This is a genomic window from Streptosporangium subroseum, assembly GCF_900188345.1.
In the GTDB taxonomy this organism is placed as follows: domain Bacteria; phylum Actinomycetota; class Actinomycetes; order Streptosporangiales; family Streptosporangiaceae; genus Streptosporangium; species Streptosporangium subroseum.
On record NZ_FZOD01000004.1, the window covers coordinates 215,714 to 229,775 of the forward strand.

The window sequence follows — 14,062 nt, forward strand, 5'->3', positions numbered from 1 at the left end:
TCACGCGTGGGGCCCGTGCCCGTGGATCCGGCCCGAGCCGTCGGTGAGCGGCTGCCCGGAACCGCCCCAGCGCAGCTGGATCAGCTCGGCCGCGATGGAGACCGCGGTCTCCTCCGGGGTCCGCGCTCCCAGGTCCAGGCCGATCGGCGAGCGCAGCCGCTTCAGCTCCACCTCGCTCAGGCCCGCCTGAGCGAGCCGTGCCAGTCGGTCCTCGTGCGTACGGCGCGAGCCCATCGCGCCGACGTAGCCCGCCGGGGTGCGCAGGGCCACCTCCAGCAGGGGAACGTCGAACTTCGGGTCGTGGGTGAGCACGCAGATCGCGGTCCGCTCGTCCACGGCGATCGAGCTGAGGTAGTCGTGCGGCCACTTGACGATCACCTCGTCGGCCTCGGGAAAGCGTTTGGCCGTGGTGAACACCGGCCGGGCGTCGCACACGACCACGTGGTAGCCGAGGAACTTGCCGACCCTGGCCACCGCCGCGGCGAAGTCGATCGCGCCGAAGACCAGCATCCGGGGCGGCGGGGCGAAGGAGTTCACGAAGACCGACAAATCATCGAGGCGCCGCTCGCCTCGCGCGCCGTAGCGCCGGACCCCGGTGAGCCCCTGCGCGAGCATGCCCCGGACGTCGTCGTCCACCGCCTCGTCGAGCCGGGCCACGCCCAGCGAGCCCGAGGAGCGGTCCGGCCAGATCACCCGGCGGGCCCCGACCGCACCGGGTCCCGACAGCACGGTCGCCACCGCCACCGGCTCGCGCTCCCGCACCGATTCGGCGATCGCCCCCAGCTCGGGGAAGGTCTCGCGCGATATCGGCTCGACGAACACATCCAGGATGCCGCCGCAGGTCAGCCCGACGGAGAAGGCGTCGTCGTCGCTCACGCCGTACCGTTGCAGGACCGGCGTCCCGGAGGCGAGCACGTCCTGGGCCAGTTCGTAGACGGCGCCCTCGACGCAGCCGCCCGAGACACTGCCCTCCGCCTCCTCGCCGAGCACGGCCATGGAGGCGCCCGGCGGGCGCGGGGCGCTACGGAAGGTATCCACCACGGTGGCCAGGCCGAATCTCTCCCCGGTCTCCCACCACCGCGCGATCTGCATCAACACGTCACGCATTCGCGCCTCCCAGCAACCTGGCGAGCTCTTCGAAGGCGGCCAGGCTGTGCCCGGCCACAAAGTCGTCAACGTACGGCAGTGCCACACGCATCCCCGCGGTGAGCGGCTGGTAACCCTTCTGGCCCTTGTGCGGGTTGACCCAGATCACGCGATGCGCCGTCCGGGACAGCCGGGCCATCTCCGCGCCGAGCAGCGAGACGTCCCCCCGCTCCCACCCGTCGGAGGCGATCACCACCACCGCGCCCCCCGCGTCGTTCAGCGACAGGAACCTCCGCAGCTCCTCGCCCAGCCGGGTGCCGCCACTCCAGTCGGGGATGGCGCGGGAGACGGCGTTCATGGCGGTGGCCGGGTCGCGGTGGCGCAGCTCCGCGGTGAGCCGGGTGAGCCGGGTGCCCGTGCTGAACACCTCGGTGGCCCGGGGCTCGGACCTGACCAGCGCGTGGCCGAGGCGGAGCAGCGTGTCGGCGTAGGGGGTCATGGAACCGCTGACGTCCACCAGCAGCACGACCCGGCGGGGCCTGGTCCTGTGCGTGCGATAGCGGAGCCTGGCGGTCTCCCCGCCCCTTCGCAGCGCCTCGCGGATCGTCGCCCTGCTGTCCAGCCGGCCCCGGTGCGACGGCTGGAACCGCCGCGACCTGCGCTGCTCACGCCCTGTCCTGAGCAGGGCGAGCAGCCGGTGCACCTCGGCCAGCTCCGCCCCGGTCATCCTGGCCACGTCCCGGTTGCGCAGCACCTCCACCGCGCTCGCGGTCGCCGCGGGGACCGGACCGTCGCCGCTCTCCCCCCGGTCACCGGCCAGAGCCGCGGTGTGCCGGACGACGGTGATCGCGGCGGGTTTCGCACGGCCCGCGCGCAGCCCCCCGAAGTAGGCCCGGAAGACCCGGTCGTAGCGGGGCAGGTCGTCGGCCGAGGCGCACAGGGTGAACCGGCCCGCCCAGTAGGCGTCGTCGGGCCTGGCGGCGTCCAGGTGGGACAGGGCCCGCAGGAAGTTCTGGGTCCTCTCGTGGTCGGCGGGGACCCCGGCGGCGCGCAGCGTCCTGGCGAAGCCGGTCATGACGGCGACCATGTCCCCCGGCGCCACAGCAGGCGCAGCGGACACAGCGGACACAGCGGTCTCCGCGTCGGCGGGGCCACCGGGCCGCCGGTCGCCGTCAGCGTCGGAGATCACCGAAGAACCCGTTCCCCAGCACGGCCTCGTGGTCCTCCCGGTGCTTGAGCAGGGCGCCCAGCGTGGCGGCGGCCACGTCGGGGTCCAGCTCCCGCGCACCGAGGGTCAGCAGCGCCTCGGTCCAGTCGAGGGTCTCGGCGATCCCGGGAGGCTTGATGAGGTCGGTCTCGCGGAGCCGTGCCGTCGCCTTGGCCACCTGCTCGGCGAGGCTCTCGGAGCACGCGGGCAGCCGTCTGCGCAGGATCGCCACCTCCCGCTCGAAGGAGGGGTGTTCGAGCCAGTGGTAGAGGCAGCGTCTCTTGAGCGCGTCGTGCACCTCGCGGGTGCGGTTGGAGGTCAGCACGACCACCGGCGGCCGCTCGGCGCGGATCGTGCCGAGTTCGGGGACGGAGATCGCGAAGTCCGAGAGCACCTCCAGCAGGATCGCCTCGAACTCCACGTCGGCCCGGTCGACCTCGTCGATGAGCAGCACCGCCGGCTGGGTCTCGATCGCCTTCAGCAGCGGCCGGGCGATCAGGAACCTCCGGTCGTAGACCTCCCCCTCCAGCCGGGCGGCGTCGGTGATCCCGCCCGCCTCGGCGGCCTTCAGGTGCAGGAGCTGGCGGGCGAAGTCCCAGTCGTAGAGCGCCTGGGAGGCGTCGAGTCCCTCGTAACACTGCAGCCGGATCAGCGGCGCCCCCAGCACGGCGGCCAGGGTCCTGGCCAGCTCGGTCTTGCCGACCCCCGCCTCGCCTTCGAGGAGCAGCGGGCGGCCCATCCGCAGCGCGAGGAACGCCGCCGTGGCCAGCCCATCGTCGGCGAGATACGCCCGCTCGTCGAGCAACTCGGCCAGCCGGCCGGGAGACTCCATGTCCGATGCCTTGATCGTCCGCCTCACCACCTCAGGTTACGCCTGAATGTCCGATCAGGGCTTGGCCGATCTCTGCCATCGGATCCGGCGCCGGATGGCAGAGATCGGCCATGGCGGGCCGCCGCGAGCGGTGCTCGGAGGGGAGGCCGGAGCGGCTCCGCCCGATCACCCCGGGGCGATCGGGCGAACGATCTTAGGTTCGGGAGCGAACAGGCGTATCCTCACCCCCTGTGAGGAATCCGGTCCGTCAGCTCAACACGCCGTCGAGAGTCGTCGTGGTGGCGTTCCTGACGGTGGTGGCCATCGGCACGGGGCTGCTGTCGATGCCGATGGCGGTCGAGGCGGGTGAGACGACCTCGTGGACGTCCGCTCTGTTCACCGCCACCTCGGCGGTGTGCGTGACCGGCCTCGCCGTGCACGACACCGCGGAACACTGGTCGTTCTTCGGTGAGATCGTGATCCTGGTGCTGATGCAGATCGGCGGATTCGGGATCATGACGCTCTCCTCGATCCTCGCGGTGGTCGTCTCCGGCAGGCTGGGCCTGCGCGCCCGGCTCAACACGCAGGCAGAGACCAAGACCTTCGGCCCCGGCGACGTGCGCCGGGTGATCACGGGCGTCGCCAAGGTCACGCTGGTGGCGGAGGTGCTGACCGCCGCGGCGCTCACCGCCCGCTTTCTGATCGGGTACGGCGAGCCGTTCGGCCGCGCCCTTTACTACGGGATATTCCACTCCGTCTCGGCCTTCACCAACGCCGGGTTCGCGCTCTGGCCGGACAGCATCATGAGGTTCGTCGGCGACCCGTGGATCTGCATCCCCCTCGCGCTGGCGGTGGTCGCCGGAGGCCTCGGCTTCCCCGTCTACGCCGTGCTCCGGCAGCACTGGCGCCGCCCGGCCCGCTGGTCGCTGCACACCAAGATCACGCTGGGGATGACCGCCGTCCTGCTGTTCGGCGGTGCCCTGGCCATCACCGTCACCGAGTGGAACAACCCCGGCACCATGGGCGGGCTCTCCCCCGGCCTGCGGATCATGGCCGGGTTCTTCCACAGCGCCATGACGCGGAGCGGCGGCCTGAACTCGGTTGACACCTCCCAGATGTCGGAGAACTCCTGGCTGATCAGCGACGTGCTGATGTTCGTCGGCGCGGGCAGCGCGAGCACCGGCGGCGGCATCAAGGTGACGACGTTCGCGCTTCTGGGGTACGTCATCCTCGCCGAGCTGCGCGGCGAACCGGACGTCTCGGCGGGCCGCCGCCGCATCCCCGAGCAGCTCCAGCGGCAGACGCTGACCATCGCGCTTCTGAGCGTGGCCTCCGTCGCCGTGGGCACCTTCGTGATGATGGTGGTGACCCCGTTCAAGCTCGACCGCGTACTGTTCGAGGTGATTTCCGCCTTCGGCACGGTCGGCCTGTCGTCGGGGGTCACCGCCCAGGCCGGCACCGCGGGGCACCTGGTCCTGACGGCCCTGATGTTCATCGGCCGAATCGGCCCGGTGACCCTCGGTGCGGCCCTGGCCCTGCACATCCAGACCCGTCGGTTCCGCTATCCGGAGGAGCGTCCTCTCGTTGGTTGACAAGAAGAGCCGCGGCGACGCGGTCGTGGTGCTCGGCCTCGGCCGGTTCGGCGGCTCGCTGGCGGTGGAACTCGTGGGACGCGACGTCGAGGTGCTCGGCGTGGACAGCGACTCCCGGACCGTGCAGCAGCTCTCCGGGCAGCTCACCCACGTGGTGTGCGCCGACTCCACCGACCCCGACGCGCTCACCCAGCTGGGCATCGCGGAGTTCGGCCGGGCCGTGGTCGGCATCGGCACCGACATCGAGGCGAGCATCCTGACCACCTCGATCCTGAGCGATCTCGGCGTCCCCGACATCTGGGCCAAGGCGATCACCCTCCAGCACGGCCGGATCCTGGAGCGCGTGGGCGCCCACCACGTGGTGCAGCCCGAGCACGACATGGGCGAGCGGGTCGCGCACCTGGTCACCGGCCGGATGCTCGACTACGTGGAGGTCGACGAGGGCTACGCCCTGATCAAAACCAAGGCTCCCCGATGGGCCGAGAGCAAGCCCCTGGGCGAGCTCGGCATCCGCAAGAAGTACGGGGTCACCGTGGTCGGGATCAAGAAGCCCGGCAGCGGGTTCACCTACTGCACCTCCGACACGCTCATCCAGGGCGGCGACATCCTGCTCGTGGCCGGCGAGACCGACAAGGCCGAGCGGTTCGCCGAGGAGACCTGAGGTCTCCTCGGGTCCGCCGGGTCGGGCGCGTCCGGGGCCGGTCAGCCGCGGTCACCGGTCGAGAGGGTGCGGACCGGAGGCGGGTCTCGCCGTACTCCCCGATGAGCCCTGCTCCCTCCGAGAGGGAGCAGGCAGGGATTATCGGGTCTCGCCGGCCTCGCCGCGCTCCCTGATGAGAGCGGCCAGCTCGCGGACCTGCCGTACGGTCCGATTCTTCTCCGAACCCTGCAGGCCCATGGCCCCGATCGTGACGCCGTCCGCGAAGTCGATCTTGGCCCAGGGCTCGTTGACGATCAGGCTGACCCCGAGCACCTCGGACCACTCGTAGCGGTGCACACGCAGTGGGTTGACGACGGTGATCCCCCGCTCGTCGGCCTCCACCCGGCACCGTCCCAGCAGATGCAGGACCCCGGCGACGATCACGCCGAGCCCGACCATCGCGATCTTGTCGGGGACGGTGAACGGCGGCGGCAGGAGGATCGCCAGGAGCAACGCCCCGAGCACGATCACGCCCGCGAAGCCGTACGCCACGATCCGGCCCTTCCTTGGCCGCCACACGACGGGCAGGACGGGCGGAGAGACGTTCTCTGGGCTCAACTGGAGATCACGATCCTTCGGGCAGACCACCGGTCACGACGGCTGTGACGGCCGGCCACAGTGCCGAACGAAATTTACCGCACGGCACCTCCGGTCCCGGCCGCACACGGGCACCGGCGTGGAGGCGTCTCTCCCGCTCGTCGCGAGCGCGACGGGCGTCATGTTCCGCGACGAGCGGGAGAGGAGCCCCTGCACGGCCTCGGGCGCGTCCCGGATCCGGCTGTCCCGGCCGGGTTCCGGAGCTCGGCCTCTCAGACCCGTCCCGGATCGGCCGCCTTCGGCACGTCCAGGGCCCGGAGGTCCCTCAGCAGCAACGCCGTCTCCAGGGCCGCGACGGTGGCCTCGTAGCCCTTGTCCTCGTGGCTGCCGGGCAACCCGGACCTGTCGAGGGCCTGGTCGAGGGATTCGCAGGTCAGCACGCCGTTGCCGACCGGGATCTCCTCGTCCAGGGAGATCCGGGTCAGACCGGAGGTCACCGAGTCGCAGACGTAGTCGAAATGGGCGGTCTCACCGCGGATCACGACCCCGAGGGCGACAACCGCGTCGCACCGCCGGGCCAGGGCCTGGACCACGACCGGGACCTCCAGGGACCCGGCCACGCGGATCACGGTCGCGGTGGCCCCGCTGTCCTGGACGGCCTGTACGGCGCGGGCCACGAGCTGGTCGGTGATCTTCTCGTGCCATCGGGCGGCCACGATGCCGACGGTCAGCCCCCCGGCCTCGACGGCCTGCGAGGGGGGACGTCCGGTGCCGCTCATGCGTTCTCCTCGGGAATGTCGTGGCCGAGGCGGTCGCGCTTGGCCCTCAGGTATTTCTCGTTGTACGGGTTCATCGCCACGGGCATCGGCTCCCGGCCGAGCACCTTGATCCCGTAGCCGTCCATGCCCCGCACCTTCGCCGGGTTGTTGGTCAGCAACCGGATCGACTTGACGCCCAGGTCTGCGAGGATCTGCCCCGCGTTGGAGAACTCCCGCGCGTCCACCGGCAGTCCGAGCTCCAGGTTCGCGTCCACGGTGTCGCTGCCGCTGTCCTGGAGGCCGTACGCCTTGAGCTTGGCCAGCAACCCGATCCCGCGTCCCTCGTGCCCGCGCAGATACACGATCACTCCTCGGCCCTCGGCGGCGATCGTGGACATCGCGCGGTCGAGCTGCACCCCGCAGTCGCACCGCAGCGACCCGAACACGTCCCCGGTCAGGCATTCGGAATGCGCTCGGACCAGGACGTTCTCCCCGTCCTCCAGCTCGCCGTAGACCAGGGCCAGGTGCTCGCCGCCGTCCAGCGAGCTCGCGTAGCCGTACGCCTTCCACATCCCGTACTGGTTCGGCAGGCGTGTCTCCGCGACCAGCGTCACCATCCGCTCGGTCCGCCGCCGGTACTCCACCAGCTGCTCGATCGAGACGAGCGCGAGGTCGTGCAGGTCGCAGAACTCGCGCAGCTCGGGCAGCCGCATCATCGTGCCGTCGTCGTTGACGACCTCGGCCAGCACGCCCGCCGAACCCAGCCCGGCGAGCACGGCCAGGTCCACGGCCGCCTCGGTGTGGCCGCGCCTGACCAGCACGCCGCCCTCGCGGTAGCGGAGCGGGAAGACATGGCCCGGCCGTACCAGCTCGAACGGCTCGGTGGCCGAGTCGCACAGGGTGCGGATCGTCCTGGCCCGGTCCGACGCCGAGATGCCGGTGCTCACCCCGTCACGGGCGTCCACACTGATCGTGTAGGCGGTACGGAGTCGTTCCTTGTTGTTGTGCACCATCAGCGGCAGGCCGAGCCTGTCGAGGTCCTCACCGCGCATCGGCACGCACACCACGCCGCTGCTGTGCCGGATCGTGAAGGCCAGCAGCTCCGGCGTGGCCTTGGACGCGGCGAAGATGATGTCACCCTCGTTCTCGCGGTTCTCGTCGTCGACGACCACGATGGCCTTACCCTCGCGGATATCGGCGATCGCCCGTTCGATCGGGTCCAGCTTGATCACACCGCCTCCTTCGGAACGAGCACGGCCCTCGACCGGTACTCCTTGAGCCAGTTGAAGAATCCGACCAGGACGAGCACGAAGAACACTCCGTACACGGCTCCCGAGACGACCAGTCCCGAGCGGAAGGCGACCGGCACGCCCACCAGGTCCACGGCCACCCAGATCAGCCAGAAGTCGACCAGCGCCCGGCTCTGGGCCCAGGTCGCGACCGCGCTGCCGACGAAGATGTAGGCGTCGGCGGCGACCAGGAAGTAGCCCTCGGGCAGCGGGGCGTACGAACCCCAGGAGAGCCCGGTGACAAAGAAGATCAGACCGACCGCGGCCGTACCCGCGACCATGACTCCGACCAGCATGGACCGCTCACGGCCGGTGGCGGGCCGAACGGCCAGCTCCTGCCCGTTCTGGGTACCGCGCGACCAGCGCCACCAGCCGTAGACGGCCAGGGCGCCGAACATGAACTGCTTGAGCGCGTTGCCGGTGATGTGCGCGTTGATTGAGGCGACGAGCAGCAGCACCGAGCCGACGAGCTGCACCGGCCAGGTCCAGATCGACTTGCGGATCGCCAGCAGTACGGTGGCCAGCGCGGCCACGTTCCCGATCAGATCGGTCCAGAGGACCTTGGTCCCGAAGACCGCGAATCCCGCCTCGGCCCAGTTCACGACCGGCCGCCGGGGACATACGCGCCGACGAGCTTCTCCACGTGCTTGGCGATCACGTCGACCTCGAGGTTCACCGGGTCGCCGGGCCGTTTCGCGCCGAGGGTGGTGAGCTGCAGGGTGGTCGGGATCAGGCTGACGGCGAAGCCCTCGCCGTCCACGCTCATCACGGTCAGGCTGATGCCGTCCACCGCGATCGAGCCCTTCTCCACCACGTAGCGGTTGAGCGCGTCCGGCAGGGAGATCCGGACGACCTCCCAGTGCTCGGCGGGCTCCCGCGACAGCAGCACGCCGGTGCCGTCCACGTGGCCCTGCACGATGTGACCGCCCAGACGCTGGTCCGCACGGACCGCGCGCTCGAGGTTGACGGGGGATCCCGGCTTCAGCGCGCCGAGCGAGCTGCGGTCCAGGGTCTCCTTCATCACGTCGGCGGTGAACACCTCCCCCTGCACGTCCACCACGGTCAGGCAGACGCCGTTGACGGCGATCGAGTCGCCGTGGCCGGCATCGGCGGTGACCACCTTGCCCAGGATCGACATCCGCGCCGCGTCCTCAAGCGGCTCGATCGCGGCGATCTCACCCAGTTCTTCAACGATTCCGGTGAACATTCACAGCTCCTTCGGGGGTATCGGCCGGACCGCTTCCGGCATGCGCCGGAAGCGGTGTCCACCGGGAACGGCGCCCCTCGGCGGGGCACCCGTCAGGGCGGCGTTCGGGACAACATCCGCCGGGGCGAAGTCCATCCATGCGGCGTCCGCCGGGACGGCGTTCCATGGGAAGGCGCTCGCTGAGGGGGCGTTCGTCAAGGCGGCCTCCGCCGGGACCGCCGCGTGGGGCCGGGTGGAGGGGACGTCAAGGATGTCGAGGCCGGCACGGCCTGCGAAGGGATGGGGGCCGGTAGCGTCGCGCCCGTGGGCCGTACGCTCGATCGCCCGGCGCGTCTGCGCCCGATCAGTCACCCGAGGTCTCCTACTCGCCAGTAGCTTTCTGCCACGGCGGGCCCCGGGGGATCACAGGTGTATACACCCAGTCAGCGGAGGGTGCCCGAAGACACTCTCCGCTCGCGCGCTTCCTCCCATCCGGACTTTAACCGTCGGTCCTGGAATTTCACCAGGTCAACCGGTCGATGGCATCGACCGGGTCGCGGACTGTAACCGCCGGTTCGGACTTTCACCGACCCCGGAGCACGCTGCTCTGTCTGGTGGGAGATCACCGCGTCGGGCTCGCTCCCCCTATATCAGTGTGCCACGTCCGGCAAACCGAACGGGACGCACCTCCACAATGTGGACCAAGCACTCGATTGTTCATGTCCGGACGGCCCGAAGCGGCCTGCCCGAGCCGGGCACCGGACGCTCCGAACCGGCCCTGCCGGGGGTACGGGGCCGGGTCAGGCGGAACCGGACGCTCCGAGCCGAGTGCCGGACGCTCCGAACCGGCCGGGTGCGCCGAGGGGCCGGACTAGGCGACCCGCCCGGCCATCGCCTGCCTTGCCCTGCGGGCGTCCGGGGAGTATCTGACCGGCGCGGGGATCAGGCCGATCCCCGTCTGCAGGGCTCTCAGGCTGGCCGTCGCCCACAGGTCGCCGAGCGGTGTCGCGGGCAGGCCGTACAGCTTGCGGGCCCAGCGCGGCAGGGTCGCGAACGCCAGCAGCGTGAGCACGGGGAACACCGGCTTGAGCGGCGTCAGGCGCGCCGGGAGCGGGGCGTTGAACGACTGGCGGAGCGGGTGGGGCACCTCGGGGGCGAAGTAGAGGCCGGGCCGGCAGCTCTCGATGTAGTCGTACATCTCGCCGACCGAACGGGGCACGTCATCGGGACGGAGACCGACGACCTCGGCGGCCCGCCGCCACTCGTCGACGAACCGGTCGGCCTCCTCGTCCGTCAGGCGCACCCCGGCCCTGCGGGCGACCGACAGGTAGGAGTCGACCTCGCCCACGTGGACCCAGAGCAACGCGTCGGGATCGTCGAGGCGGAACCGCTCCCCGGTGTCGAGGTCGAGGGCGGTGAGCCGCGAGTGGATCTTCCTGACCCGGGCGCCGGCACGGGCGACCTCGGCCCTCGTGCCGTAGGTGCGCACGCGGACGAACTCGGTGGTGCGGGCGAAGCGGGCCCAGGCCTCGGACGGATCCATCAGCGCGGAGTTCTGGGCGACGCCGCGCATCGCGCGGGGGTGCAGGCCCTGCATGAGCATGGCCCGGAAGCCCCCGACAAGCAGGATCGGCTCCCCCATCACCCGCCAGGTCACCGAATCCGGCCCGAACAGCCCATGATCCATACGCCACCCCCTCGTAAGCAGGTAATTACCCCACGAAAGCGGGCTGCACACATATGTCCCAAGTCTGTTACACAACCAAGACAAGACCCAGATGAATTCACCTTAATAGCGTCATGATTGTGTCACAGATCCGTGAATATGAACTTCTGGGTACCTTTACTATTCCATCCGGCCCCCTTCTGCGTCAACGGAATTGCAGCCACAACCTGATTTACATTTCACAACAAAAAAATCAGGAATGGTCCAAGTATTGATTTGTTCATGGTCAATTGCAATGGTTCCTTGAGATCCAGCTCAGCCATGCTCGTTGGGGGCCCCCGCACGATGACCATCCCTGCACCTGCCACGACTACGATTGGCGAGGCGCCCACGGTGAAGCCACCGGAAACGGTGGGCCGTTCACCCGGCCAGCTGATGTGGCTGCGTTTCCGCCGCGACCGGACCGGCATCGCCTCCGCCGTCGTCGTGATTTTCTTTCTGCTGGTCGCGATATTCGCGCCGGTGATCTCTTGGTTGTACGGCAAGGACCCCTATGCCCTCTACGGCCAGGACACCCCGGGACTGCTCAACGACTATGGCTATCCGATCCTGCCCAGCGGCGGCATCAGCTCGGATTTCTGGTTCGGCATCGAACCCGGCCTGGGCCGCGACGTGTTCATGCAGCTGGTCTACGGGATCAGGACCTCCCTGCTGATCGCGGTCATCGCGACGGTCCTCACGACGGCGATCGGCGTCGTGATCGGCATCGTCGCCGGATACGCGGGCGGCAAGACCGACTACGTCATCGGCCGCGTGGTCGACACCGTTCTGTCGTTCCCCTCGGTGCTCTTCATCATCGCGTTCATGCCGGTCGTGGAGAACATCTTCGTCAGCCCGGAGGAGGAGACCCCGGTCTGGCTGCGGGCGGTGACGCTCGTGGTCATGCTGACGCTGTTCGGGTGGGCCGGACTGGCCAGGCTCCTGCGCGGCCAGGTGCTCTCCATGCGCGAGCGCGAGTTCGTCGAGGCCGCCCGGGTCACCGGGGCCTCCCCCGCCCGGATCGTGTTCAAGGAACTGCTGCCCAACCTGTGGACGCCGATCCTGATCCAGGCGTCGCTGCTGCTGCCCGCGCTGGTGACGTCCGAGGCCGCGCTGTCCTTTCTCGGCGTCGGAATGATCGAGCCCATCCCCGACTGGGGCCGCATGTTCCGGCGCGGCACCGAGATCTACCAGAACGACATCACCTATCTGATCTTCCCGGGTGTCGCCCTGCTGGTCTTCGTGATCGCCTTCAACCTGCTCGGAGACTCCGTCCGCGACGCCTTCGACCCCAAACTTAAGCGCTAGATCCACCCAATAGGAGAGAGATGACAGTCCGTACGCGGTCAGCAGTAGCCGCACTCGCCATCGGCGTGCTCGCAATGACGAGTGCGTGCGCCGAGGGCAACCAGGGCGCCCCGGCCGCCTCCGGCGACACCCCCGGCGCGACGGCCCCCACCGCCGCCTACAAGCCGCCGACGATCACCGTCGGCACGGCGGACGACTCCAAGGGACCCGCCATCGCACCGGAAGGCGCCGTCAAGGGCGGCACCGTCACGATGCTCGACCGGGATGACTTCTCCCACTTCGACCCGGCCCAGATCTACATCAACACCGAGGCGAACTTCAACCGGCTGATCGGCCGCGCCCTGACGGGCTACAAGCGGATCACCGCGGGTGACTTCAAGCTGGTCGGCGACCTGGCCACCGACACGGGCACCCCCTCCGACGGCGGCAAGACCTGGACCTTCACCCTCAAGGACGGCGTGAAGTGGCAGGACGGCACTCCGATCACGTCCGAGGACGTCAAGTGGAGCATGGAGCGGACGTTCGCGTCGTTCATCACCCAGGGCCCGACCTACGTCCAGCAGTGGCTGACCGACGTCGACTACAAGAAGGCCTACCAGGGCCCGTACGACGGCAAGAGCCTGGACTCCATCGAGACGCCGGACGACAAGACGATCGTCTACAAGTTCAAGACGCCGCACGCCGACGCCAGCTACGCCTTCGCCATGGCCGGCTACGGCATCGTGCCCAAGGCCAAGGACACCAAGGAGAAGTACGACAAGGAGCCCTTCTCCAGCGGGCCCTACATCATCAAGTCGCACCTGGTGGACAAGTCCATCGACCTTGAGCGCAACCCGAACTGGGACCCGGCCACCGACCCGATCCGCGGCGCCTACCCCGACAAGTGGCACATGGAGTTCGGTCAGGAGGCCCTGCAGATCAACGACCGCCTGATCGCGGACTCGGGCGCCGACCAGACGGCCATGACCTTCTACGCGTCCGTTCCGCCCGAGCGGCTGCAGCAGGTGCTGGGCGACTCCTCCCTGGCCTCGCGCCGGCTGAACAGCCCCTCGCCGTACGGCAACTACTACTACTTCAACCTCGACCGGATGAAGGACCCCAAGGTCCGTCAGGCCATCAACTTCGCCTGGCCGTCCAAGCAGATCCAGCAGACGCTGGGAGGCCCCGCGGCCGCCGCGCTGCCCACCACGATCCTCAACGAGAACACCACGGTCGGCTACCAGTCCTACGACCTGTTCAACAAGGTGGCCAAGCCCGACGGTGACATCGAGAAGGCCAAGGAGCTGCTGGCCTCCTCCAGCAACCCGACTCCGACCGTCGTCTACGCCTACAACCAGACGCCGGTCCAGGAGCAGGTCACCGTCGTGATCAAGAACGCTCTGGAGAAGGCCGGGATCAAGGTCGTGGCCAAGCCGCTCGACCGCAAGACCTACTACGACTCCATCGGCAAGGTGCAGAACGAGTTCGACCTGTACTGGGGTGGCTGGGGCGCCGACTGGCCGTCCGGTTCCACGGTGCTGCCGATCATCTTCGGCCCGGTCAGCGACGGCGCGCCGAACTACTCGCACCTGAAGGACCCGGCGATCACGGCCGAGATGGACAAGATCACCGCTATGACCGACATCGACGCGGCCAACGCCGCGTGGATGGCCCTGGACAAGAAGATCCAGGAGACGATCACCCCGCTGGTCGTCGCGGAGAACAAGATCGCCACCACGCTCCACGGTTCCAAGGTGGGCGGCGCCGAGATCGACCCGCAGCAGTGGATCGTTCAGCCGGACACCATCTTCGTGAAGCCGTAGAAATCTTCGTGAAGCCGTAGGAAACCAGCGGCCGTGATCTCGCAGCACGACATGGGCGAGATCACGGCCCGGGGGCCGTCA

The 14,062-nt window shown here is 69.3% G+C and carries 14 protein-coding genes and 1 riboswitch; of the genes, 4 read left to right on the forward strand and 10 right to left on the reverse strand.

Annotated elements, in window-relative coordinates; all coding sequences use genetic code 11:
• The 3 genes from CHC08_RS06165 to CHC08_RS06175 form a co-directional block, all read right to left on the reverse strand.
• Positions 1-1,107, reverse strand: coding sequence for an XdhC family protein (locus tag CHC08_RS06165; protein WP_089206172.1), 1,107 nt, complete (start codon positions 1,105-1,107; stop codon positions 1-3).
• Positions 1,100-2,161 (reverse strand): vWA domain-containing protein, encoded by a 1,062-nt coding sequence (locus tag CHC08_RS06170; RefSeq protein WP_245878155.1) that lies wholly within the window; start codon positions 2,159-2,161, stop codon positions 1,100-1,102. The genes CHC08_RS06165 and CHC08_RS06170 overlap by 8 nt, the downstream gene beginning before the upstream one ends.
• 97 nt (positions 2,162-2,258) lie before the next feature.
• Complete coding sequence (locus CHC08_RS06175; protein ID WP_089206173.1) at positions 2,259-3,125, reverse strand: AAA family ATPase; 867 nt, start codon at positions 3,123-3,125, stop codon at positions 2,259-2,261.
• A 230-nt stretch (positions 3,126-3,355) separates the two neighbouring features.
• Here CHC08_RS06175 and CHC08_RS06180 point away from each other — a divergent pair, with 230 nt between their 5' ends.
• Positions 3,356-4,696, forward strand: a complete 1,341-nt coding sequence (locus tag CHC08_RS06180) for a TrkH family potassium uptake protein (protein ID WP_089206174.1) — start codon at positions 3,356-3,358, stop codon at positions 4,694-4,696.
• Positions 4,689-5,357 carry a potassium channel family protein gene (locus CHC08_RS06185; RefSeq protein ID WP_179281906.1) on the forward strand — a complete coding sequence of 223 codons (669 nt, stop codon included), beginning with the start codon at positions 4,689-4,691 and terminating at the stop codon, positions 5,355-5,357. Before CHC08_RS06180 ends, CHC08_RS06185 begins: the two co-directional genes overlap by 8 nt.
• A 138-nt stretch (positions 5,358-5,495) precedes the next feature.
• Here the strand turns inward: CHC08_RS06185 and CHC08_RS06190 are convergent, their stop codons facing one another.
• From CHC08_RS06190 to CHC08_RS06220, 7 genes are all read right to left on the reverse strand, one after another.
• Positions 5,496-5,954: a PH domain-containing protein gene (locus CHC08_RS06190; protein WP_089206175.1), complete on the reverse strand. Its 459-nt coding sequence runs from the start codon at positions 5,952-5,954 to the stop codon at positions 5,496-5,498.
• Between the two features lie 251 nt (positions 5,955-6,205).
• On the reverse strand, positions 6,206-6,712 hold the full coding sequence (ribH, locus tag CHC08_RS06195) for a 6,7-dimethyl-8-ribityllumazine synthase (protein ID WP_089206176.1): 507 nt from the start codon (positions 6,710-6,712) through the stop codon (positions 6,206-6,208).
• The gene (locus CHC08_RS06200) at positions 6,709-7,923 is read right to left on the reverse strand and encodes a bifunctional 3,4-dihydroxy-2-butanone-4-phosphate synthase/GTP cyclohydrolase II (protein WP_089206177.1); all 1,215 of its coding nucleotides are present in this window, start codon (positions 7,921-7,923) and stop codon (positions 6,709-6,711) included. The genes ribH and CHC08_RS06200 overlap by 4 nt, the downstream gene beginning before the upstream one ends.
• Positions 7,920-8,582 (reverse strand): nicotinamide mononucleotide transporter family protein, encoded by a 663-nt coding sequence (locus CHC08_RS06205; RefSeq protein WP_089206178.1) that lies wholly within the window; start codon positions 8,580-8,582, stop codon positions 7,920-7,922. Before CHC08_RS06205 ends, CHC08_RS06200 begins: the two co-directional genes overlap by 4 nt.
• Complete coding sequence (locus tag CHC08_RS06210; protein ID WP_089206179.1) at positions 8,579-9,187, reverse strand: riboflavin synthase; 609 nt, start codon at positions 9,185-9,187, stop codon at positions 8,579-8,581. Before CHC08_RS06210 ends, CHC08_RS06205 begins: the two co-directional genes overlap by 4 nt.
• The gene (locus CHC08_RS06215; protein ID WP_089206180.1) at positions 9,188-9,538 is read right to left on the reverse strand and encodes a hypothetical protein; all 351 of its coding nucleotides are present in this window, start codon (positions 9,536-9,538) and stop codon (positions 9,188-9,190) included.
• Positions 9,539-9,640: 102 nt separating this feature from the next.
• A riboswitch (FMN riboswitch) is annotated at positions 9,641-9,771 on the reverse strand.
• Between the two features lie 266 nt (positions 9,772-10,037).
• Positions 10,038-10,853: an oxygenase MpaB family protein gene (locus CHC08_RS06220; RefSeq protein WP_089206181.1), complete on the reverse strand. Its 816-nt coding sequence runs from the start codon at positions 10,851-10,853 to the stop codon at positions 10,038-10,040.
• 372 nt (positions 10,854-11,225) lie between these two features.
• On the opposite strand from CHC08_RS06220, the gene CHC08_RS06225 reads away from it, so the two are divergent.
• Together CHC08_RS06225 and CHC08_RS06230 are read left to right on the forward strand one after the other, a co-directional pair.
• Positions 11,226-12,179, forward strand: a complete 954-nt coding sequence (locus tag CHC08_RS06225) for an ABC transporter permease (protein ID WP_218825139.1) — start codon at positions 11,226-11,228, stop codon at positions 12,177-12,179.
• A 20-nt stretch (positions 12,180-12,199) separates the two neighbouring features.
• The gene (locus tag CHC08_RS06230) at positions 12,200-13,981 is read left to right on the forward strand and encodes an ABC transporter substrate-binding protein (protein ID WP_089206182.1); all 1,782 of its coding nucleotides are present in this window, start codon (positions 12,200-12,202) and stop codon (positions 13,979-13,981) included.
• The last annotated feature ends 81 nt before the right edge of the window (positions 13,982-14,062 follow it).